At 62.1% G+C, this 20,756-nt stretch carries 19 protein-coding genes and 1 pseudogene; 14 read left to right on the top strand and 6 right to left on the bottom strand.

Features of this window, described 5'->3' with window-relative positions:
• The first annotated feature begins 135 nt into the window (after nucleotides 1–135).
• The 11 genes from dnaE (at nucleotide 136) to AWT76_RS15065 (ending at nucleotide 11,895) form a co-directional block, all read left to right on the top strand.
• The gene (dnaE, locus tag AWT76_RS15115; RefSeq protein ID WP_072247067.1) at nucleotides 136–3,573 is read left to right on the top strand and encodes a DNA polymerase III subunit alpha; all 3,438 of its coding nucleotides are present in this window, start codon (nucleotides 136–138) and stop codon (nucleotides 3,571–3,573) included.
• A 71-nt stretch (nucleotides 3,574–3,644) separates the two neighbouring features.
• Entirely contained in the window at nucleotides 3,645–4,481 is an 837-nt protein-coding gene (gene kdsA / locus AWT76_RS15110) for a 3-deoxy-8-phosphooctulonate synthase (RefSeq protein WP_072247066.1), read from the top strand.
• Nucleotides 4,478–5,293 (top strand): 3-deoxy-manno-octulosonate cytidylyltransferase, encoded by an 816-nt coding sequence (locus tag AWT76_RS15105; RefSeq protein WP_072247065.1) that lies wholly within the window; start codon nucleotides 4,478–4,480, stop codon nucleotides 5,291–5,293. The genes kdsA and AWT76_RS15105 overlap by 4 nt, the downstream gene beginning before the upstream one ends.
• A gap of 127 nt (nucleotides 5,294–5,420) precedes the next feature.
• Complete coding sequence (locus AWT76_RS15100) at nucleotides 5,421–6,257, top strand: amino acid ABC transporter permease (RefSeq protein ID WP_082700241.1); 837 nt, start codon at nucleotides 5,421–5,423, stop codon at nucleotides 6,255–6,257.
• Nucleotides 6,258–6,276: 19 nt separating this feature from the next.
• On the top strand, nucleotides 6,277–7,101 hold the full coding sequence (locus AWT76_RS15095) for a transporter substrate-binding domain-containing protein (RefSeq protein WP_072247064.1): 825 nt from the start codon (nucleotides 6,277–6,279) through the stop codon (nucleotides 7,099–7,101).
• Between the two features lie 6 nt (nucleotides 7,102–7,107).
• Nucleotides 7,108–8,010, top strand: coding sequence for an amino acid ABC transporter permease (locus AWT76_RS15090; RefSeq protein WP_245638828.1), 903 nt, complete (start codon nucleotides 7,108–7,110; stop codon nucleotides 8,008–8,010).
• Nucleotides 8,011–8,021: 11 nt separating this feature from the next.
• Nucleotides 8,022–8,765, top strand: coding sequence for an amino acid ABC transporter ATP-binding protein (locus AWT76_RS15085; RefSeq protein ID WP_176699413.1), 744 nt, complete (start codon nucleotides 8,022–8,024; stop codon nucleotides 8,763–8,765).
• A 60-nt stretch (nucleotides 8,766–8,825) separates the two neighbouring features.
• The gene (locus AWT76_RS15080; RefSeq protein WP_072247063.1) at nucleotides 8,826–9,557 is read left to right on the top strand and encodes a competence/damage-inducible protein A; all 732 of its coding nucleotides are present in this window, start codon (nucleotides 8,826–8,828) and stop codon (nucleotides 9,555–9,557) included.
• Nucleotides 9,554–10,252 carry a GNAT family N-acetyltransferase gene (locus AWT76_RS15075; protein ID WP_082700240.1) on the top strand — a complete coding sequence of 233 codons (699 nt, stop codon included), beginning with the start codon at nucleotides 9,554–9,556 and terminating at the stop codon, nucleotides 10,250–10,252. Before AWT76_RS15080 ends, AWT76_RS15075 begins: the two co-directional genes overlap by 4 nt.
• Before the next feature lie 10 nt (nucleotides 10,253–10,262).
• Complete coding sequence (locus AWT76_RS15070) at nucleotides 10,263–10,658, top strand: diacylglycerol kinase (RefSeq protein ID WP_072247062.1); 396 nt, start codon at nucleotides 10,263–10,265, stop codon at nucleotides 10,656–10,658.
• A gap of 61 nt (nucleotides 10,659–10,719) precedes the next feature.
• Nucleotides 10,720–11,895 carry a lytic murein transglycosylase gene (locus AWT76_RS15065; protein WP_072247759.1) on the top strand — a complete coding sequence of 392 codons (1,176 nt, stop codon included), beginning with the start codon at nucleotides 10,720–10,722 and terminating at the stop codon, nucleotides 11,893–11,895.
• Between the two features lie 99 nt (nucleotides 11,896–11,994).
• Here the strand turns inward: AWT76_RS15065 and AWT76_RS15060 are convergent, their stop codons facing one another.
• The 3 genes from AWT76_RS15060 to AWT76_RS15050 form a co-directional block, all read right to left on the bottom strand.
• Nucleotides 11,995–14,262, bottom strand: a complete 2,268-nt coding sequence (locus AWT76_RS15060) for a hybrid sensor histidine kinase/response regulator (RefSeq protein WP_072247061.1) — start codon at nucleotides 14,260–14,262, stop codon at nucleotides 11,995–11,997.
• Nucleotides 14,262–15,428, bottom strand: coding sequence for an FIST N-terminal domain-containing protein (locus AWT76_RS15055; RefSeq protein WP_082700237.1), 1,167 nt, complete (start codon nucleotides 15,426–15,428; stop codon nucleotides 14,262–14,264). Before AWT76_RS15055 ends, AWT76_RS15060 begins: the two co-directional genes overlap by 1 nt.
• An 82-nt stretch (nucleotides 15,429–15,510) precedes the next feature.
• The gene (locus tag AWT76_RS15050) at nucleotides 15,511–16,158 is read right to left on the bottom strand and encodes a response regulator (protein WP_141655979.1); all 648 of its coding nucleotides are present in this window, start codon (nucleotides 16,156–16,158) and stop codon (nucleotides 15,511–15,513) included.
• 248 nt (nucleotides 16,159–16,406) lie between these two features.
• Here AWT76_RS15050 and AWT76_RS15045 point away from each other — a divergent pair, with 248 nt between their 5' ends.
• Nucleotides 16,407–17,531: a polysaccharide biosynthesis/export family protein gene (locus AWT76_RS15045; RefSeq protein WP_072247060.1), complete on the top strand. Its 1,125-nt coding sequence runs from the start codon at nucleotides 16,407–16,409 to the stop codon at nucleotides 17,529–17,531.
• Nucleotides 17,532–17,544: 13 nt separating this feature from the next.
• Here AWT76_RS15045 and AWT76_RS15040 read toward each other — a convergent pair whose 3' ends face one another.
• The 3 genes from AWT76_RS15040 to AWT76_RS15030 are packed head-to-tail and all read right to left on the bottom strand — an operon-like array spanning nucleotide 17,545 to nucleotide 19,808.
• A complete protein-coding gene (locus AWT76_RS15040) occupies nucleotides 17,545–18,279 on the bottom strand; it encodes a lysophospholipid acyltransferase family protein (RefSeq protein WP_072247059.1) in 735 nt (244 codons plus the stop codon).
• Nucleotides 18,280–19,140 carry a cell division protein FtsX gene (locus AWT76_RS15035; RefSeq protein ID WP_072247058.1) on the bottom strand — a complete coding sequence of 287 codons (861 nt, stop codon included), beginning with the start codon at nucleotides 19,138–19,140 and terminating at the stop codon, nucleotides 18,280–18,282. It lies immediately after the preceding gene.
• Complete coding sequence (locus AWT76_RS15030) at nucleotides 19,137–19,808, bottom strand: cell division ATP-binding protein FtsE (RefSeq protein WP_072247057.1); 672 nt, start codon at nucleotides 19,806–19,808, stop codon at nucleotides 19,137–19,139. Before AWT76_RS15030 ends, AWT76_RS15035 begins: the two co-directional genes overlap by 4 nt.
• Before the next feature lie 147 nt (nucleotides 19,809–19,955).
• On the opposite strand from AWT76_RS15030, the pseudogene AWT76_RS17280 reads away from it, so the two are divergent.
• A pseudogene (locus AWT76_RS17280) lies at nucleotides 19,956–20,051 on the top strand (DUF7836 family putative zinc-binding protein); the annotation flags it as partial.
• A gap of 39 nt (nucleotides 20,052–20,090) precedes the next feature.
• Nucleotides 20,091–20,729, top strand: a complete 639-nt coding sequence (locus AWT76_RS15025; RefSeq protein WP_245638827.1) for a hypothetical protein — start codon at nucleotides 20,091–20,093, stop codon at nucleotides 20,727–20,729.
• The last annotated feature ends 27 nt before the right edge of the window (nucleotides 20,730–20,756 follow it).

Raw genomic sequence — 20,756 nt, 5'->3', positions numbered from 1 at the left:
AACCGTGCCATAACAAACCGTGACAACGCGCCAAGGGCAAGCGAAAGCTGCGCGCTTTTCGCCCGGTCTGGGAAAATGCCTGTCAGATGGCCATTGCATCTTTTGTGTTGCGACTGGCGGCGGTAACATAAGCAGATGACCCAAGCCCCTCGTTTCATCCATCTGCGCACCCATACCGAATATTCTCTTCTGGAAGGTGCGGTGCCGCTGAAAAAGCTGGTGAAAACCTGCGCGGAAAAGGGCTATCCGGCGATTGCCGTGACCGATACCGACAATATGTTCGCGGCGCTGGAGTTCTCGGTTCTGGCGTCGGGCATGGGGGTGCAGCCGATTCTGGGGTGTCAGGTCTCGGTTGCCTATGATCCGCCCGCGCCCGGCGAAAAGCTCCGGATGCCCGCGCCCGTGGTTCTGCTGGCGCAGTCAGAGGCGGGCTACATGAACCTGATGGCGCTGAATTCGTGCCTATATCTGCCCAAGGACCGCCCCGTGCCTCAGGTCACGCTAGAGGAGCTAGAGACGCATTCAGGCGGCGTGATCTGCCTGACTGGCGGGGCTGAAGGGGCGCTGGGCAAATTGATCCAGACCAACCAGATGCCGAAAGCCCGCGTGCTTCTGGAACGGCTGGCGCGCGCTTTCCCGGACCGGCTGTATGTTGAATTGCAGCGCCACGCGGGCGATGACGGTCAGATGATGGAAGCCGAGCGCCTGACCGAGCGCCCGTTTGTCGAAATGGCATATGAGATGGGCCTGCCGCTGGTGGCCACGAACGATGTCTATTTCCCCAAATCCGACATGTTCGAGGCGCATGATGCGCTGCTGTGCATCAAGGAAGGCGCGTATGTGGACCAATCCGCACCGCGCCGCCGCCTGACGCCGCAGCATTATCTGAAATCGCCCGAGGAAATGGCCGCGCTATTTGCCGACCTGCCCGAAGCGATAGAAAACACGGTCGAGATTGCGCGCCGCTGCGCCTACAAGGCCGAGAAACGCGCGCCTATTCTGCCCCGCTTTGCCGAGGACGAGGTCGAGGAATTGCGCCGCCAAGCCCGCGAGGGGCTGGCCGCGCGTCTGGCCGTGATCCCCCATGCCGCCCCAGTCGAAGATTACGAAAAGCGGCTGGAGTTTGAACTGGGGATCATCGAGGGCATGGGCTTTCCCGGCTATTTCCTGATCGTGGCCGATTTCATCAAATGGGCCAAGGAACAGGATATTCCCGTGGGGCCGGGCCGGGGGTCGGGTGCGGGCAGCCTTGTGGCTTATGCGTTGACCATCACCGATCTGGACCCGTTGCGCTATGCGCTGCTGTTCGAGCGGTTTTTGAACCCCGAACGTGTGTCCATGCCCGATTTCGACATCGATTTTTGCATGGATCGCCGGGAAGAGGTGATCCGCTACACGCAAGACAAATACGGCCATGACAAGGTTGGTCAGATCATCACCTTCGGTGCTTTGCTGTCCAAAGCTGCCGTGCGCGATGTGGGCCGCGTGCTGCAATTGCCGTTCGGACAGGTCGACAAACTGTCGAAAATGATCCCGGTTGAAGGGGTCAAACCCGTCAGCATTGAAAAAGCCTTGGCCGATGAGCCGCGCCTGCGCGAGATGGCCAAGTCGGAAGAGGTGGTCGACCGCCTGCTGACCCATGCGCAAAAGGTCGAAGGGCTGTTGCGCAATGCGTCCACCCATGCGGCAGGCGTTGTGATCGGTGACCGCCCGTTGGACCAGTTGGTGCCGCTCTATCGTGATCCGCGCTCTGATATGCCCGCCACGCAGTTCAACATGAAATGGGTCGAACAGGCGGGGCTGGTAAAGTTCGACTTTCTGGGCCTGAAAACCCTGACGGTCATTCAAAACGCGGTCGACCTGCTGAAACGGCGCGGGGTGACGTTGGATATTTCCGCCATCCCGCTTGATGACAAGGCGACCTATGACCTATACGCCAGTGCGCGCACCGTGGCCGTGTTCCAGGTGGAAAGTTCTGGCATGATGGACGCGCTGCGGCGCATGAAACCCACCTGCATTGAAGATATCGTGGCACTTGTGGCGCTGTATCGCCCCGGCCCGATGGAGAATATTCCAACCTATTGCGAGGTGAAGAACGGGCAGAAAAAGCTCGAATCCATCCACCCGTCAATTGACCATATCCTGGAGGAAACCCAAGGCATCATCGTTTACCAAGAACAGGTGATGCAAATCGCGCAGGTCATGGCGGGATATTCGCTTGGCGGCGCAGACCTGTTGCGCCGTGCGATGGGTAAGAAAATTGCCGAAGAGATGGCCAAGGAGCGCCCGAAATTCGTGAAGGGCGCGATTGAGAACGGGGTGAATGAGAAAAAGGCGGGCGAGGTGTTCGACCTGCTGGAGAAATTCGCCAATTACGGCTTCAACAAATCCCACGCCGCCGCCTATGCGGTTGTCAGCTACCAGACCGCGTATTTGAAGGCGAATTACCCGGTCGAGTTCATGGCCGGTGTCATGAATTGCGATATTCATCTGACAGAGAAGCTTGCGGTCTATAAGCGCGAAGTGGACCGGCTGAATATTGCTGTGATCCCGCCATGTGTGAACCGCTCGCGCGCGCGGTTCGATGTAAAGGACGGTGCGCTGGTCTATGCTCTCGGCGCGCTGAAAAACGTGGGCGTCGATGCCATGCGCCTGCTGGTCGATGGGCGCGGCGACAAACCCTTTGCCACGCTGTTCGACATGGCCCGCCGGGTGGACCTGAAACGCGTCGGCAAACGCGCGCTGGAAATGCTGGCGCGGGCGGGCGCGTTCGACCAGTTGGACCGCAACCGCCGCCGGGTGTTCGACAGTCTGGATGCGCTTGTGACCTATTCAGCCGCCGTGCATGAGGCGCGCGCCTCCAACCAAGTGTCGCTATTTGGCGAAGCGGGCACCGATATTCCCGAACCCCGCATGGCCCAATGTGACGATTGGTTGCCCACGGAACGGCTGGCCGCCGAACACCAAGCCATCGGGTTTTACCTGTCTGGTCACCCGCTGGATGATTACGCGGGCGCGCTGAAACGCAAGAAGGTGCTGACACTGGCCGAGATTGAAAAACAGGCCAAGGGTGGTGGCATTGCCGCGCGGATTGCAGGTGCCGTGTCGTCCCGGCAGGAACGCAAATCGGCGCGGGGCAATCGCTTTGCCTTTGTGCAGCTGTCCGATTCTACGGGCCTTTATGAAGTGACGGTGTTTTCCGAAGCGCTGGAAGCGGGCCGCCAATATCTGGAACCGGGTCAGAACGTGGTCATTTCGGTCGAAGCAACCATGGAGGCCGACACGCTGAAACTGCTGGCGCGCGGCATTCAACCGATTGATGCGGTCGTGGCCGATGCGGGCGCGGCGGGTTTGCGCGTGCATGTGGAAACACCCGATGCCATTGGCGCTGTGGCCAACTTGTTGGCGCGCTATGGGAAGGGCCAAGCGCGCGGGCCTTTGTGGTTTTGCGTGACAGATGCCGAACGCGGGCAGGAATACGACATCGACACCGGCCAGCACTACGCGATCACCCCGCAGGTGAAAGGCGCGGTCAAGTCGCTTGAGGGTGTGGTGCTGGTGGAAGAACTGTAGCCCCGTCCGGGGCTGGACAAGCGCGGCCTTGCGCCACAAAAACGGGGCACAAGCGACAAAGGATCAGACCTATGAGCACTGCACGGATTGTCACGGTTGGCGATATTCAGATCGGGGCCGCAAACCCGTTTGCCCTGATAACGGGGCCTTGCCAGTTGGAAAGCCTTGACCACGCGCGGATGATGGCCGCGCGCATTGCCGAGGCTTGCGCGCCCACCGGCACGCGCTTCATTTTCAAAGCCAGCTACGACAAGGCGAACCGCTCGTCCATCAGCACCCAGCGCGGGTTGGGGATGGAGGAGGGGTTGTCGATCCTGTCGAAAATCCGCGACGAATTCGGCTGCCCGGTGCTGACTGATGTGCACGACGCGCGCCAATGCGCGCCTGCCGCCCAAGCTTGCGATGTGTTGCAGATCCCGGCCTTTCTGTGCCGCCAGACCGACCTTTTGTTGGCTGCGGGCGAAACGGGTGCTGCGATCAACGTGAAGAAGGGTCAGTTCCTTGCCCCTTGGGACATGGGCAACGTGGCCGAGAAGATCGCCTCTACCGGAAACGAGCGGATCATGCTGTGTGACCGGGGCACGTCGTTTGGCTATAACACCTTGGTCAGCGATTTCCGGGGCCTGCCGATCATGGCGCAGACGGGCTACCCGGTGGTGTTTGACGCCACGCATTCGGTGCAGCAACCCGGCGGGCAGGGCACCACATCAGGCGGGCAGCGCGAATTCGCGCCGGTTCTGGCGCGCGCAGCCTGTGCGGTGGGCGTGTCGGCGCTGTTCATTGAAACGCATCAAGACCCGGACAACGCGCCGTCGGATGGTCCGAACATGATCCCAGTGGACCAGATGGAAGGGCTGGTCGCGCAGCTTCGTGCATTCGATGCGCTGGCCAAAGGGCTGGCCGTATGACCGACATCGCCATCATCATCCCGGCGCGCTATGCCTCTACCCGGTTTCCGGCCAAACCGCTGGCCCCGTTGCGCGGGGCGTCGGGGCAGGTGAAATCGCTGTTGCAACGCTCGGTCGAGGCTGGGCGCGCCGCTGTCGCGGATATGGGCGTGCCGGCGGCGCTTTATGTTGCGACCGATGACAGCCGCATCGCGGAAGAAGCCGCGCGCATTGGTGCTGACGTGATTATGACGGATGAGCGCTGTCGAAACGGCACCGAGCGTGTGGCTGAAGCCGTCCAGAACGCCGGAATAAGCGCCGAGATTATCGTAAACCTGCAAGGCGACGCGCCGCTGACGCCGCCGCATTTCGTGACCGCCCTTGTGCAGGCCATGCAGGCAGACCCGGAGTGCGGCATTGCCACACCCATCTTGCGCTGCGACGGGGAAGCGGTGCAAAACTTCATTGCCGACCGTGCCGCCGGGCGCGTGGGGGCGACGACCGTTGTGGCAAACCGGCTGGGCCAAGCGCTTTACTTCTCGAAAGAGGTGATCCCCTTCACCAACGGGCGCGGTGTGGTCGATGGCGTGGTGCCGGTGTTCCACCATGTTGGGCTGTATGCCTATCGCAGCGCGGCGCTTGACGCGTATATGGGCTGGGAGGTCGGCCCGCTGGAAGCGCTGGAAGGGCTGGAACAATTGCGCTTTTTGGAAAACGGCCACCCCGTGCGCGTGGTCGAAGTGTCGGCCCCCGGTGCCGTGTTTTGGGAATTGAACAACCCGTCCGACACCGCGCTGATAGAAGGCTATCTGGCCAAGATGGGGTGGGACTGACCCTGCCCTTGACAGCCCGGAATGCAGGCACATGTGCCGGGTTTCGGAAGATAGGCCAGATTCCGGGTAGCCGCGCTGCGGCATTTCCGGTAACTGTAAGTTTGACGTGACAGATCGGCCAGGCAGGATGAACAAGGCTTTGGCAGAAAACCGGGACAGGCCGCCAGTCGGTTTCAACGCAGGGCGCAGCGCGGGGGTGGTCTGGCAGGTCGCACAGGCCTTGCTGGTTTTCGGGGCGCTGGGCTGGTTGGTCTGGCGTGGAATCGACGCCATGGAGTACCGCTGGCAATGGTTCCGGGTCGAACCGTTCTTTTTCCGTATGATCGATGGCGAAATCATCTGGGGCCCGCTGGTGCGCGGGCTGCTTCTGACCATAGAGATCGCGGCAATCGCGGGGGCGTTGGCCATTGGTATCGGGTTTGTCACGGCGCTGGCGCGCTTGTCGAATTCTTTCGCCGCGCGAATTCTGGCCACGGCCTATCTGGAAGCCATCCGAAACACGCCGCTGCTGGTGCAGTTGTTCCTTGTCTATTTCGTGCTGGCCCCGATCATCGGGATCGACCGGTTCTGGGCGGGGGTGCTGTGCCTTGCCTTCTACGAGGGGTCATTCGCCGCAGAGATCATTCGCGGCGGATTGCGCGGCATTGACCGCGGCCAGTATGAGGCCGCCGATGCCGTCGGCCTGACCACTTGGGACAAATACCGCTACATCATCGTGCCGCAATCCATGCCGCTGATCCTGCCGCCGCTGACGGGCTTGCTGATTTCCACGATCAAGCATTCGGCTATTGTCAGTGTCATTGCGCTGGCGGAATTGACCACGCAGGGGCTGAACCTTGTGTCCAACACATTCATGGCTTTTGAGGTTTGGTTCATTGTCGCCGGGATCTATCTGGTTCTGACGGTGAGCCTGTCTTTTGCAATCACCTTGTTCGAGCACATCCTGAGCAAGCCCAAACGGTAACCAACCAGAGAGTATACCCATGACATTTCCATCCCTGAAAACCATGACCATCGCGGCCACGATGGCGCTGGGCGCCGTGCTGTCCTCCGCCGCCCAAGCCCAAGAAAGCGTTCTGGACACAATTCAAGAACGCGGCACGCTGACTGTTGGCATGTCCACCTTCGTGCCTTGGGCCATGCGCAGCACCGAAGGCGAGCTGATCGGCTTTGAAATTGACGTGGCCACCAAGCTGGCCGAAGACATGGGCGTCGAGGTTGAATTCGTGCCGACCGCGTGGTCAGGCATCATCCCGGCGCTGCTGGCGGGCAAGTTCGACGTGATCATCGGCGGCATGTCGATCACGCCGCAGCGCAACCTGACCGTGAACTTCACCGCGCCCTATGCCAATTCCGGCAACCAACTGGCGGCCAATGTCGAACTGACCGCCGATTTCACCGACATGTCAGATTTTGACGATACCTCGGTGAACCTTGTCTGCCGCCGGGGCGTGGTGGGCTGCGATGTGCTGGCCGCCAGTTTCCCGCGCGCCAATATCCTGCAATTCGATGACAACGCCCAAGCCCTGCAAGAGGTGCTGAACGGCAACGCCCATGCCATCATCGCCAGCGCGCCCGAACCTGCCTTCTGGGTTGAAGATAACGCGGGCACCATTGAACTGGCCTTCGGTGGCGAATACCTCGCCCGCGGCAACGAGGCCTTTGCGCTGCGCAAGGGCGACCCGGACGCGCTGAATTTCTTTTCCAACTGGATTCTGGTGAATCAGGAAAACGGCTGGCTGGAAGAGCGGCATGATTACTGGTTCTCGGGCCGCAAGGCATGGATGGACGTGGTCGCCACAGAGTAACCTGTTTTGACCCGCCGCACCCCACCGCCCCTGCCGCGCCGTCGCCTGACGGTTTTGGACATGGCCCTGTTCGGCCTTGTCGTGGCGGCTGTGGTTTTCGTGGCGTGGCGGGTCAATTCCGTGCTGGTCTATAACTGGGACTGGTCGCGCGTTCTGGGTTTTGTCGCGCGTATTGATGGTGAAACCGGCCAATGGGTCAGCAATCTGTTGCTACAAGGGTTGTTCACCACGATCCGGCTGGCCTTCTGGGGCACCCTTCTGGCCGCGATCATCGGGCTGGTCATGGGCTATTGGCGCACCTGCGACACGCTGGCATTGCGCATCATCAGCCGCACCTATGTGGAACTGATCCGTAATATCCCGCCTTTGGTGTTCATCTTCATCTTCTACTTCTTCATTTCCAGCCAGCTTTTCCCGGCTCTGGGTTTGGACAGCATCGACCGCGACAGCCCTTGGGTGGATAACGCTTTCTTTCGTTTCGCATTTGGCGAACCGGCGCTGTTCACGAATTTCCTGTCTGGGCTGATCTGTCTGGCGCTGTTCGAAGCGGCCTATATTACCGAAATCGTGCGCGCGGGAATTCAATCCATCGACCGTGGGCAATGGGAAGCGGGGCGCGCGATTGGCCTGTCACGCGGCAACCTGCTGCGCGACATCATCTTTCCGCAGGCCATTCGCAAAATCCTGCCGCCATTGGCGGGGCAATTCATCACGCTTATCAAGGACAGCGCGATCATTTCGCTTATCTCGGTGCAGGAATTGACCTTTCTGGCCACCGAAGTTGCCGCCACAACCGGCAAGACATTCGAGACATGGATCTTGGTCGCCGGCATGTATTTCGCGATCTGTTACCTGTTTGCCTTCGTCTTTGCCCGGCTGGAACGCCGCGCAGGCCGCGCCCGCCGCTAGGAGCTTTCCCCATGACACACCCCCCGCTGGTCGAGATTTCCGGCCTGTGCAAATGGTATGACGACTTCTCGGCGCTCTATGACATCAATCTTAGCGTGGCAGAGGGTGAAAAGGTCGTTATCTGCGGCCCGTCCGGGTCGGGCAAATCCACGCTTATTCGCTGCATCAACCAGTTGGAAGAACACCAGCAAGGCAGTATCCGCGTGGCGGGCCAAGAGGTGCGGCCGGGCATGAAAGGGATCGAAGCCATCCGCCGCGAGGTCGGCATGGTGTTTCAAAGCTTCAACCTGTTCCCGCATATGACCATCCTCGACAACCTGACGCTGGGCCCGATGCGCAATCGCGGCATGCGCGGTGACGCCGCGCGCAAACTGGCGATGGAATATCTGGACAAGGTGCGTATTGCCGAGCAGGCCGGGAAATACCCGCCGCAACTGTCGGGTGGGCAACAACAGCGCGTGGCCATTGCGCGGGCATTGTGTATGCAGCCGCGCATCATGTTGTTCGATGAACCCACCTCTGCGCTGGACCCGGAAATGATTGCCGGTGTGCTAGAGGTGATGGAAAATCTGGCCCGCGATGGCATGACCATGATCGTGGTCACGCATGAAATGGGCTTTGCGCGGCGTGTGGCCGACCGTGTGGTGTTCATGGACCAAGGCGAGATTGTCGAGACCGCCCCGCCAGAGCAGTTTTTCAGCGCCCCGCGCAGCAACCGGGCCAAGCAATTCCTTGGGCAGCTTCTGGCGCATTGATAAGGCTTTGAAACCGCCTGCCCGCGCTTCTATACACAGATAACAACCGGAGGAGCCGCCATGCCAAACCCCACCGCCGCCATGCTCGTGATTGGCGATGAAATCCTGTCCGGGCGCACGCGCGACGCCAATATGCATTACCTTGCGGGCGAATTGGCGCGTGTGGGCATTGACCTGGAAGAAGTGCGCATCGTGTCCGACAAGGCCCCGCGCATCGTGGCCGCGTTGAACGCGCTGCGGGGCGGTTACGATCATGTCTTCACCTCGGGCGGCATTGGCCCCACGCATGACGACATCACCGCCGATGCGGTGGCGGCGGCTTTTGGTGTGGGTATTGGCGTGCGCGACGATGCCCGCGCGATCTTGGCCGCGCATTACCAGCGCACCGGGTTGGAACTGAACGCCGCCCGCCTGCGCATGGCGCGCATTCCCGATGGCGCGGCGCTGATCGACAACCCGGTGTCCTCTGCCCCCGGGTTCAGCCTTGGGAATGTGCATGTCATGGCCGGCGTGCCTGCGGTGTTTCAGGCCATGGTCGCGTCTGTGTTGCCGGGGTTGCAGGGGGGGGCGGCGCTTTACAGCCAGACCCTGTGCATCCGGCGCGGCGAGGGAGAGATCGCGGGCGCGTTGTCCGACCTTGCCCGCGCCCATCCAAACGTGTCGATCGGCAGCTACCCGTTCCAGCGCGACGGGGCGTTTGCCGTCAACGTGGTGGTGCGCGGGGCCGACAAGGCGCAGGTCGACGCGGTCATGGTCGCGCTTTGCGCGCAGTTCCCAGAGGCGGTGGCATGATCGACGGCCCGGCCTGCATGGCGGCGCTTGCCGCCACATGGCCTGCGGCGCGGGTCTGGCAGCAAGACGGCTGGACATTGCGGGACGGTGCGGGCGGCGGCAAGCGTGTTTCAGCCGCCAGCGCCGATGACACGGCGCGCGCGGCCAGTCTTGCCGGCCTGATGCCCAAGGGCGCGCTGGCCATGCTGCGCGCAGAGCAAAGCGCGCTTGATGCCGATCTGGCAGCACTTGGCTACAGCATTCTGGACCCGACGCTGATCTATGCCGCGCCTGTGGCCGATCTGGCGCAAAAGCCGCCGCATGTCAGCCTGTTTGACATCTGGCCGCCCTTGGCGATCATGCGCGAAATCTGGTCCGAAGGCGGTATTGGTCCGGCGCGGCTGGCTGTGATGGACCGCGCGACTGGCCCCAAGACCGGGCTGATTGCGCGGCTGTCGGACCGCGCAGTGGGCTGCGGTTTCTGCGCTATTCACAATGGTATCGCCATGCTGCACGCGGTCGAAATTGCCCCCGCCTATCGCCGCCAAGGGGCTGCGCGGACCATGCTGCATGGGGCCGCGCACTGGGCGCAGGGCCAGGGGGCCAATTGGCTGGCGCTGGCAGTGACAGAGGCCAACACCACCGCCCGCGCGCTGTATGAAAGCGCCGGGATGCAGCACATCACGCGCTACCATTACCGGCATTTGCCCGGTTGAAGGATCATGTGTGACCCGAGCTAACAAGGACAAGCCCCCGAAACGCGCGCGGCCACGCAGCGGTTTGCTGCATATTGTCGATGCCGCGGGCTATTCGCTGGCAGGGCTGCGCCGTTTGTGGGGGGAAACCGCCGCGCGGCTGGAAATTGGCGGTGCTGCGGTCGTGGCGGTGCTGTTCGCCCTGCGCGGGGCAGAGCCATGGCACTGGCTGGTTGCCCTGTTCCTGTTCGCGCTGGTGCTGGCCATGGAAGCGATCAACACCGCGCTAGAGGATCTGGCAGACCACCTGTCGCCCGAATGGTCGCAGATGGCGAAAAATGTCAAAGACCTTGGGTCGCTTGCGGTGGGCCTGATGCTGCTTGCGACCAGTGGCTTTGTCGCCGCTGTCTTGCTGGCGTGGCTTTGATAGCAATTCCCATAGCCGTGCCCATCCGTTAACGTGCTGAAAAATTAGCATGGAGCAGAAAATGCATTTTCTGAAAACACTCGCCGTTGCGGCAACACTGATCGGCACCCAGGCGCAGGCGCAAAGCTGTGGCGGCGATTTCGGCAGTTTCATTGGCGGGTTGAAAACAGAAGCTGTCAGCATGGGCTATGACCGCGCCTTGGTGGACCGGTTTTTCGCCGGTGTCAGCCGCGATCCTGCGGTCATCACTGCCGACCGGCGACAAGGCATCTTCCAGCGCCCGTTTCTGGATTTCTCGCGCGCGCTGATTTCGCAGAACCGTCTGGATAACGGGATTCGCAATTACGAGCGTTACAGGGCGGTTTTTGATGCGGCCGAACGCCAATTCGGGGTGAACCCCGGCATATTGCTGTCCTTCTGGGCGTTTGAAACCGATTTCGGCGCGGTGCAGGGCGATTTCAACACGGTGAATGCGCTGGTCACGCTGGCGCATGATTGCCGTCGCCCGGAATTGTTCCGCCCGCAGGTTTTCGCGGCGCTGGAAATGCACCGCCGGGGCGATCTGGACCCGCGCAGCATGACCGGCGCTTGGGCGGGTGAGATCGGTATGGTGCAAAAGCTGCCCTCGGACATTATCAACCACGCAGTCGATGGCGATGGCGACGGGCAGATCACGCTGAAAACCTCTGCCGCCGATGCGATCATGTCGGGCGCGTCGATGCTGCGCGCCAAGGGCTGGCGCGCGAATGAACCGTGGATGCATGAGGTCGCGTTGCCCCAAGGTATGGACCTGACCCGCACCGGCCTGCGCACGAAGATGAGCGTGTCTGACTGGCAAGGCATGGGCATAAACCCCACGCATGGCAGCTTGCCACAGGGCGATCTGCAAGCCTCTATCATAGTGCCGCAGGGCCATCGTGGCCCGGCCTTTATGGTGTTCGACAATTTCAGCACGCTGTTCGAATGGAACCAGAGTTTCATTTACGTCACCACCGCCGCCTATTTTGCCACGCGGCTGACGGGTGCGCCGGTGTATCAGGCCGGAAACCCGGAAACCGGGCTGAACCAGGACCAGATGCGCCAATTGCAAACCAGGCTTGTTGCGCGCGGCTTCGATGTTGGGGCCGTTGACGGTATTCTGGGCGCGAACACCCGCGCGGCGGTGCAGGATGTGCAGGCGCAGCTTGGCCTGCCCGCCGATGGCTGGCCGACGCCGGCCCTGTTGCAGGCGCTTTAGAGCGCGTCGCGTTCATTCGCATTCACGCGCCGCACTCTAACCTTTTATGATTGCACGTCTTTTTGCGCAAAACTGGGAACCACTTTTGCGCGACGTGCTCTAATCATCGGGTTGTAGCCAATAGCTGTGATCGCCACGCTTGGCGCGCTGTGCAGTTTTATTCTGTCCGCCGCGCAGTTGCGGAACCTGCTGTAGCGCCCGGCGCAAGCGTCGTAGGGCAAGCGGTTTCGTCATGACCGGTATGCCCAGATTTTGGGCCTGCTCCATCAAAGCGGGGCCATGATCCGCCGTCACAAGGATGGCGGGTATATCCCCATGCTCGCTGCGCAAGGTTGCGATGGCCGCCAGCCCGGTCGCGCCACCATCAAGTTGATGGTCGGCCATGATGACATCGGGGGCAAGCCCCAGCGCTGCGATCTGCACGCGGGCATCGGGCAGCGAGGTGGCTTCGATTGGGCTTGCGCCCCAGTCTTCCAATATACCCATCAGCGCACGGCGGCTGGTGGCGTCATTTTCCACCACCAGAACCAGCATGTCGGACAACACGCCGGGGGGTGTTTCTGGGCCGGGGGGGCGTGGCGATAGCGCCGTTTCGGCCAGCGCAATCGGGACATGCAGCGCGAACACGGTGCCATGACCCAGCCGCGAGCGTAGGGTCAGCGGGTGGTCCAAAAGCGCACAGGCCTGTTCAACAATCGCCAGCCCCAAGCCCATGCCCGTCTCGGTGGCGGGGTTCAGGCGCGTGAATTCCTTGAAAATCTCTGCCTGCTGGTCGGGCGGAATGCCGGGACCGGTATCCCACACCTCTAGCCGCAGATTGGCGCCGCAGCGCCGTGCGCCCAGCAGCACGCGCCCTGTCCGTGTGTAGCGCAGGGCATTGGACACAAGGTTCTGCAAGATGCGTTTCAGATAGACCGGGTCGCTGCGCACGGCCTGTGCGCAGGGCATGACCACCAGTCGCAGCCCGCGCTTGTCGGCCATGGGCTGAAATTCGTCCCGCAGGCGCGCGAAAAGCGGTGCCAGCGGGACAGCCTCGCGCCGGGCACGCGCCGCGCCGATGTCGAACTTCGACAGGTCCAGCAATGCGGCAAGAATATCCTCTACGCTGGTGAAGGCGCTTTGCACGCGGTCGACCAATCGGCTTTGCGCAGGCGTGTTCTCCAGCGTGGCCAGCGAAGACAGGAACAGTTTGGCCGCGTTCAGCGGCTGCAACAGGTCATGGCTGGCGCTGGCCACGAACCGCGATTTGCTGGCATTCGCGCGTTCGGCGGCATCGCGTGCGGCTTCCAGTTCCATGGTGCGGGCCTGCACGCGGGCTTCCAACGTTTCGTTCAGCCGGTGCATTTCCGCAATAGCCCGGCGTTCGGTTGTCAGGTCGTTGAAGGACATCACAAAGCCGCGGTCGGGCATGGCCTGCGCCGACAGGTGCAGTTCCGTGCCATCCTCTTGCACGATGTCCAAACCCAGCGGCGGGCGCAAGGCCGGGCCATCAACCCAATCGGTCAAGACCTGCCGTATGCGACCCTGCCCCAACTGGCGACGGCGCATCAGGTCATCCAGCACCTGAGTAAAGGGCGTGCCACTGGCTAGCAGCGCACTGGGCGGGGCGAAAACCTCTCGCAGGCGGCGATTCCAGCCAGCAAGCCGGGCTTTCGCATCGAAGATCAGCACCGCTTGGTCAATATGGTCAAGAGTAGCGCGTACCATCTGCGCTTGTTCATCCAGCAGTTTTTCGCGTTCCAGCCGTTCAGTGCGCACCATGGCGGTTACGTCGGTTTGGATAACGGCTGTGCCGCCGGAATTCATGCGCTGTTCGCTGACCTGCAACCAATGATCGCCTTCCAGCGGCACCGTGAAATTGGCGTTGCGCCGTGTGTGGCTTTGCAAGCGCCGTTTGGCCCAATCGCGCCGCTCTGACACGGTGGTCAGGCCAATCCTGTCACTGTCCGACACCATGTGCACATAATCGCGAAATGGCAGGCCCGCGGCCAATTGTGCGCGGATGTCGGGCAGGGCGGCGCAGAACTGGCTGTTCCACATGGTCAGGCGGTCGCGGGAATCGAACATGGCGAAACCTTCGCCCATGGCTTCCAGCGCATCGACAAGGCTGTTGCGCGCGCTCACCGCGTCGCGTTCGGCCTGCGATAGCCGTGCATGTGTGACCCGCAACTTGTCGAGGGCTTCGGCAAGGTCGCGGGTGCGGGTGCGCACCTGTTGTTCCAGCGCTACAACATGGGCCAGTTGCCCCATCGGGCGGCTTTGCATCTGCCCGCGTTCCGCGCGGTCCATCAGCGCCGACAGAATGGCACGCAGGCGCGCATTCTGTTCGGCCAGCGGCAAGGAGGGGTCAATCAGGTCTTGCAGCATCATTCCACCCCGTAGGCGGCCAGATCATCGCCCGAATCGGGCGGGTAGAAGGCCAGCCCGGTAAAGGTCTGGTTCACATGCACCATGTTGAACTGTTCGCCATAGGTATTGAACCCGGTCACACCATGCCGGTCCAGCACATCCGACACCGCGCGCGCGGTTTGGGTATTCTCCGCCTCCAGCCGCCGCAGAATGCAGTCGCAGGCCAGAATGTCGGGGGTCACGCCGCCGGCGCTCAACCCGCCCAAGGCGCGGTCCAGATGCGCCACAAGGTCGGTGCCTTGGGCAAGCCGCAGCACCAGCCCGCGTTCGATTGCGGAAAAGAAACGCAGCGTTCCGTCCGGTTCCACCCGTTGAATGGCCAAAACATGATGGGCGTCCCCGACCTTTGAGACCACTGGGTTTGCGGCGAAGATGAACGGTGACAGCTGGCCGGGATCTTTGCCCAGAATGCGCGCATATTCCGGGCCTGCGGGCATACCGTTTATTTCCAGCACCAGCCGTTGTGCGGGGTCGGCATTTGTCACAACCATGCGGTGCTCGGTTGGTTCCAGATGGTCGAAGCGAAAGGCCGTCACGGTGCAGGGCGTGCGTAGCACCGCCAGCGCGGCGGTATTGGTCTGAAAGCGACGATCGACCAGCACGAAGGTCTGGCCAAAGCGCAAACCGTCACCTGCCGAGCCGCCGACAAGCGGGCTTTGGCCCAGAGCTTCGGACAGGGTCCAGACAAGTTGGTCTTCCATCAGCGACAGCCCGTCCGTCAGCAGAAAGGCCACCTCGTTCGCCCAATCGGCGGTTGAAAAGGTCAGCCCCGCGCGCAGATCGAAAGCCATGGTGCGGGCGCGTTCCGGGTCAAAGGCGCTCAGGGTCGGGACCGACCCGACGGCCACGCGAAACAGGTCGCGCGGCAGGCCAAGCGCGGTGATGCTGTGATCCAGATAGCCGCCCTTGCCGATTTCGCCCGCCGTGGTGCAGCCCATCAGGTGAACCGTCTCTGGCAGGTCGGCCAGCGCGTGTTCAATCTGGCGCAGGTCATGCCCTTCGCCCACGAACAGCACGATCAGCGCCAAGTCCTCTGGGGCAAGCCCGATCAGGACTTCGGCAATCGCATCTGCGGTCTTGGGCCGCACGGATTGCGCGCGGCGCATGATGCCCGGTCGTGTCATTCGCGCCGCCCCCCCCCTTGCTTGCGTTTTTTGCCCCGACGGGGCAAGCCTACGTCATAACGCAGGCAAGGCAAGCCCGCCGCTATTTCCGCAAGATCTCGGCAAAGCTGGCTGAATTGGCGATGCGCACCGCTTGCGTGCGGCTTTGCGCGCCCAGCTTGCGCAAGATCGCAGTCACATGTGCCTTGACCGTGGTTTCGGTAATCGACAGTTCATAGGCGATCTGTTTGTTCAGGTAGCCTTCGCAAACCAACGCCAGGATGCGCGCTTGTTGCGGGGTCAGGTCCGCCAACCGGTCGATGACGCTGCGTTCGGCAGTTTCTGGCGCGCTGGCGCTGGGGGCTGTGTAACCGTCTGGCGTGTAAGTGCCGCCTTGCAACGCGGTGCCAATAGCGGCGACAAAAGCGTCGCGCGGGCTATGTTTGGGCACGAACCCTGCCGCGCCAGCATGCATGACGGCGGCGATGATGCGGTCATCCGACATGGATGACACGACCACCACCGGCACACCGGGGGCCATGTTGCGAAGGCGGGTCAGACCGTCCAATCCGGCCACATCGGGCAAGTTCAGATCCAACACAATGGCATCGGCCATGGGGCCTGCGGCGAGGGCTTGCAGCCCTGCATCCAGCGTTGCTGCGGTCGCCACTTGCGGCAGGCCCAACGACTCTGACAGGGTCATCTGCAAGGCTTCGCAAAACAGCGGATGATCGTCGATGACTAGGATCATCCCGCTGCCTTGTTGTGTCAAATGTCCAACTGTTATCATATCGGAGCGCATGTCGTCGCCGCAACTGTCACAAATTGATAGCATAAGCCATTTTTCGTCAGCCTGCGCCCCCTTCTATCGTCGTAGTTCAACTGCTGCGAGTAGTTGACCGCACCGGGCCTTTGGATAATGTAGCTCCGAGCGGAGTGTGTGGTTCGGGGCTTCCGCTGGGGACCGCTTGAACCCGCGCCTGAGACGGCAGGACAGACATGATTGAGATTTCTCGCCGCGCCCTGTTGGGCACAGGAACAGCTTTTCTGGCGACGGGCTGTGCTGTCGCGCGCGATTCTGCCCGCAAAGCCGAGATCGTCTCTGGGGCGGATGCTGGCGACGGGACGTCAGATGCGGATTTCACCCTGATAGAGGTCACGCCCGAATCGCTGGACGAAATCGCGTCATGGCCGGTGACAGACCCACGCCCGAAACGCCGTTGGCCAAGCCGTGGGGCTGGTGTGACCAGCCAGAAAATTGCACCGGGGGACCGCATTTCCGTGCGCGTCTGGACCACTGAAGACGCTTCTTTGATTACCAGTGCCGGGCAACGCTATGCAGACATTCCCGATCTGGCGGTGTCGCCATCCGGGCATATCGTTCTGCCCTATGTCGAAGAGGTCCATGTCGCAGGATTGGCGCCAGAGGTCGCGCGCACGCGGGTTCAGGAACGTCTGAGCACGGTTATCCCGTCGGCGCAGGTGCAGATCACTTCGCATGCCGGACGGCGGAATTCGGTCGATGTGCTGGAAGGTGTCCGCAATCCGGGCACCTTTCCCTTGGCAGAGCGGAACCTGACAGTGCTGAACCTTGTCAGCGCCGCCGGTGGGGTTGCCGACAGTACTGGAAACCCGCAGATCATGATTACGCGCGGCGGGACCGTCTATCGGATGCCCTATGAGGACGTGCTGGAAGCCCCGGAACTGGATGTTGCCTTGCGCGGTGGGGACCGTGTGATGATCCGCCCCGACGCGCGCGGTTTTACCTCTTTGGGGGCAACCGGGGGGCAACGCATGTTCCCGTTCCCCTCTGAAAAGCTGAGCGCCTTGCAGGCCCTGTCGGTCATTGGGGGTATTGCCGATAATCGGGCCGATCCGCGTGGCCTGCTGATCTTGCGGCGCTACCCCGCCGGAACCGCACTGGGACCGCATGGGCCAAGCCGCGACAAGGTCGTGTTCAGCTTTGACCTGACACATGCCGAGCGCTTGTTCGCCGCTGACCAGTTCCAATTGCAAGATGGCGATGTTGTGTTGGCGACCATGGCTGCTGGGACCACGCTGCAACGCGCCTTGGGCCTGTTTGGCGGTCTTTTGAATGCCGGGCGGGCGCTGCGCGTGGATTGACGCAGTACCATAGTCAGGCAGGCAGGGTGAACCCGGCCTCTGCCATCAATTCGTTCGAACGGCTTTCGACCACCGCTTCCAGTTGCACCAAGAAATCGCGCTGGTTCTGGCCCGCAGGGATGGGCGGCAAAAATTCGACCACCGCAGTGCCGGGCTTGCGATACAGGCTGCGCTTTGGCCAGAACAGCCCGACATTTGTGGCAACCGGCACACAAGGCTGACCCAACTGGCCGTATAGCACCGCAGAGCCGACCTTATACGGTTTGTGGTCGCCCGGCGCGACACGGGTGCCCTGCGGGTAGATAATGATCTGCCCGGCAAGCTCGCGGCCCTGTTCCACGCGGGCCAGCATGTCGCGGATCGCCGCGCCGCCTGCGCCACGGTCAACCGGGATGCAGTTCAGCCATTTCGCATACCAGCCCAGAAACGGCGTGCGCATCAGTTGCTTTTTCATCACGAAGCGAGGGTTCGGCATGGCCCCGAAAATCATGAGGATATCGCAGAAGCTTTGGTGCTTTGCGGCCACAAGCGCGGGGTAATGTGGCACCTCGCCACGAATTTCGATATGCAGGCCCACCATCCAACCGGCGGTCCAACGCACATATCGGCAATAGGTGTGGCAGGCTTTCAGCGCCATGTCGCGGCGCACCATCGCGAAAGGAGCAAAGCCCACGGCCACCACCGCCATGGCCAGATACATCTGCCCGATGAACAGCACCGAGCGAAGATATTGCACCGCGTGTCGCATTCAGGTCACTCCTCTTAGTACGGCAAAAGCCGTCGCCATGGCCGCCGCCCATGCCACCAGCGCCGCCAAAATGGGGATTGCCAGGGGTGCAAGCCAGCTTGCGCCCTGAAACCCCAGCCCGCTTGTTGCCTCTGGCCCAAGGCTTGGCAAGCCCATTACCGATACCATCCCAAGCGCTGTGCCGATTGTGGCCCCAAGGGCGGCGCGGTGCGTCATGCGGCGCACAAAGGCACGGGCGATGAAACGGTCGCGCGCCCCCACCAGACGCAACACCCGGATAACCTGTGCGTTCGACGCCAGCGCCGCACTTGCCGCCAGTGCTATGATTGCGCCGGTCACGCCGCCAATCAGCGCCAGTGCCAGCAGCGAAAGCGCGCGTAGCCGCGCGGCGGCCTCGATCAGCGGGCGGCGCCATTGCGTGTGATCGTCATAAATCGCGCCGGGGGCTTCGGCGCTTAGCCTTAGGCGCAAGCCTTGCCGGTCCGGGCCTTCAGCACTTTCAAACACTTCGATCATGCGAGGCAGGGGCAGCGCATCCAGCGGCAGATCGGGGCCAAGCCAGACTGCCAGAAGATCGGCCTGTTCTTGGGCTGACATCACGCGGGCGTCGTCAATGCCGGGCGTGGTGCGCAGCACTTCCAGTGTGGCATCGGTTTGCGCGTTCAACTCGGCAGGGGGGGCGGAAATCCGCACGGTTGCTGATTGGGCCAGCGCCGCCGACCAGCTATCGGCCAGCCGTTCGGCAGAAACCGACAGCGCCAGTGTGAATACCGCAAGGAAGGCCATCGCGCCTGCCCCCAGCCAGACCAGCCATGCGCCGTGCCCGCTACGAGGAACAATCCGGTCCGAGATCGTGCTCACAGGTCTGACCCCGCGCTTTGCAGTTTGCGCCCGGCAATGCGCAGAACCCGTGCAGAGACCTGCGATTTCGCCGTGCGGATCAGGTTCATGTCATGCGTTGCAATCAGAACGGCTGTGCCCATGCGGTTCAACTCGATCATCAGCGACAGCAAGCGTTGTGACATGTCCCAGTCCAGATTGCCGGTCGGTTCATCCGCCAGCAACACGCGCGGGGCGGCGATTACCGCACGGGCAAGGGCCGCGCGCTGACGTTCGCCCCCCGACAAGGTGGGCGGCAAGGCATCGGCCTGCGCTTTCAGCCCGACCCAGTTCAGCAGATCATCGACATCGCGCTCTGACACGTTGCGGCCCGTGGCACTTAGCGGCAGCGCGACATTGCTGCGAATGTCCAGATGGTCCAGAAACTGGCAATCCTGATGCACGATGCCAATGGAATTGCGCGCCTCTGCCAGCGCATCGCGCGACATCTGGCGCAGGTTCGTGCCTTGCAGTGCAACCGTGCCGCGGCTGGGCAGCAATTCGCCGTAGCACAGTTTCAGAAACGTGCTTTTGCCCGCGCCCGAGGGGCCGGTCAGAAAGTGAAAGCTGCCCGGTTCCAGCGCAATGGTCACGCCTTCGAACAGCGCGCCTCCACCGTAATCATGTGCGACGTCTTGAAATTCGATCATTCTTCACGTTGAAATATGTGTCCCGGTTGTGGGACAGGGCGGCTTACTGGCAAAAAACGCTAATCCTTGTTGGAAGGTGCTGGTAGGCTTGCTACAACATCTGATGTAACGCGCCAATGGCAGATATGGCGTCGAGGTGGAGTGACTATGCGTCTGGTATGCCCGAACTGTACCGCCCAATATGAGGTAGACGCCAGTTTACTTCCCGACGAAGGAACAGAAGTGCAGTGTTCTGCCTGTAGCACGGTCTGGTTCCAGCCGGGTCAAGCAAAGGATGGCACAATGCCGCCCCCTGCGCAAAAGCCGGAAGCCGCGCCGCGCCCGTCGCGCCCTCAGCCGGACGGCCAGCAAGCCGAGCGTTCGCCGCGCCCCGCGCGGCCCCGGCCCGATGCCCAGACAAGCGACGGCCCTTCGCAGCCGCCCCAAGCCGCTTCGCAGCCCGATACCGCTGCGCCAGAGCCTGCCAACCCGGCCCCCGCGGCGCGCTCGCTTGACCCGTCTGTCGCAGAAGTGCTGCGCAAAGAAGCCGAATTCGAAGCCGCGAAGCGCGCGCAAGAAGCATCCTCGCTGGAAATGCAGGAAGAACTTGGGCTTTTCGGGCCTGTCGAGGGCTCTGCACATCCGCGCGGCGGGGCGTCACGCCTGCCCGATATAGATGATATCAGCTCTACGCTGGAGCCGATCGACAGCGGACGCGGGGGGCAGTCTGGCCTGCCGCAGACGCAATCGGCCCGCAAGCGCAGCTTTCTTGGCGGGCTGATCCTGCCTATTGGGCTGGCATGTATCATGTCCGCGCTTTACTTGGCTGCCCCTATGCTGGCGCAATCTCTGCCCGCCCTAGATGCCCCGCTCGGCAGCTATGTCGCGCTTGTCGACAAGGCGCGGCTGGCTGTGGCCAGCCTGATCGGCGTTGCGCCGTAATCGGGTTGGCAGATACGACAGCACCCT

The organism is Roseibaca calidilacus, assembly GCF_001517585.1.
Taxonomy (GTDB): domain Bacteria; phylum Pseudomonadota; class Alphaproteobacteria; order Rhodobacterales; family Rhodobacteraceae; genus Roseinatronobacter; species Roseinatronobacter calidilacus.
Note: the sequence above shows the minus strand (reverse complement) of the source record. Positions and strands in the feature narration are given on the sequence as shown.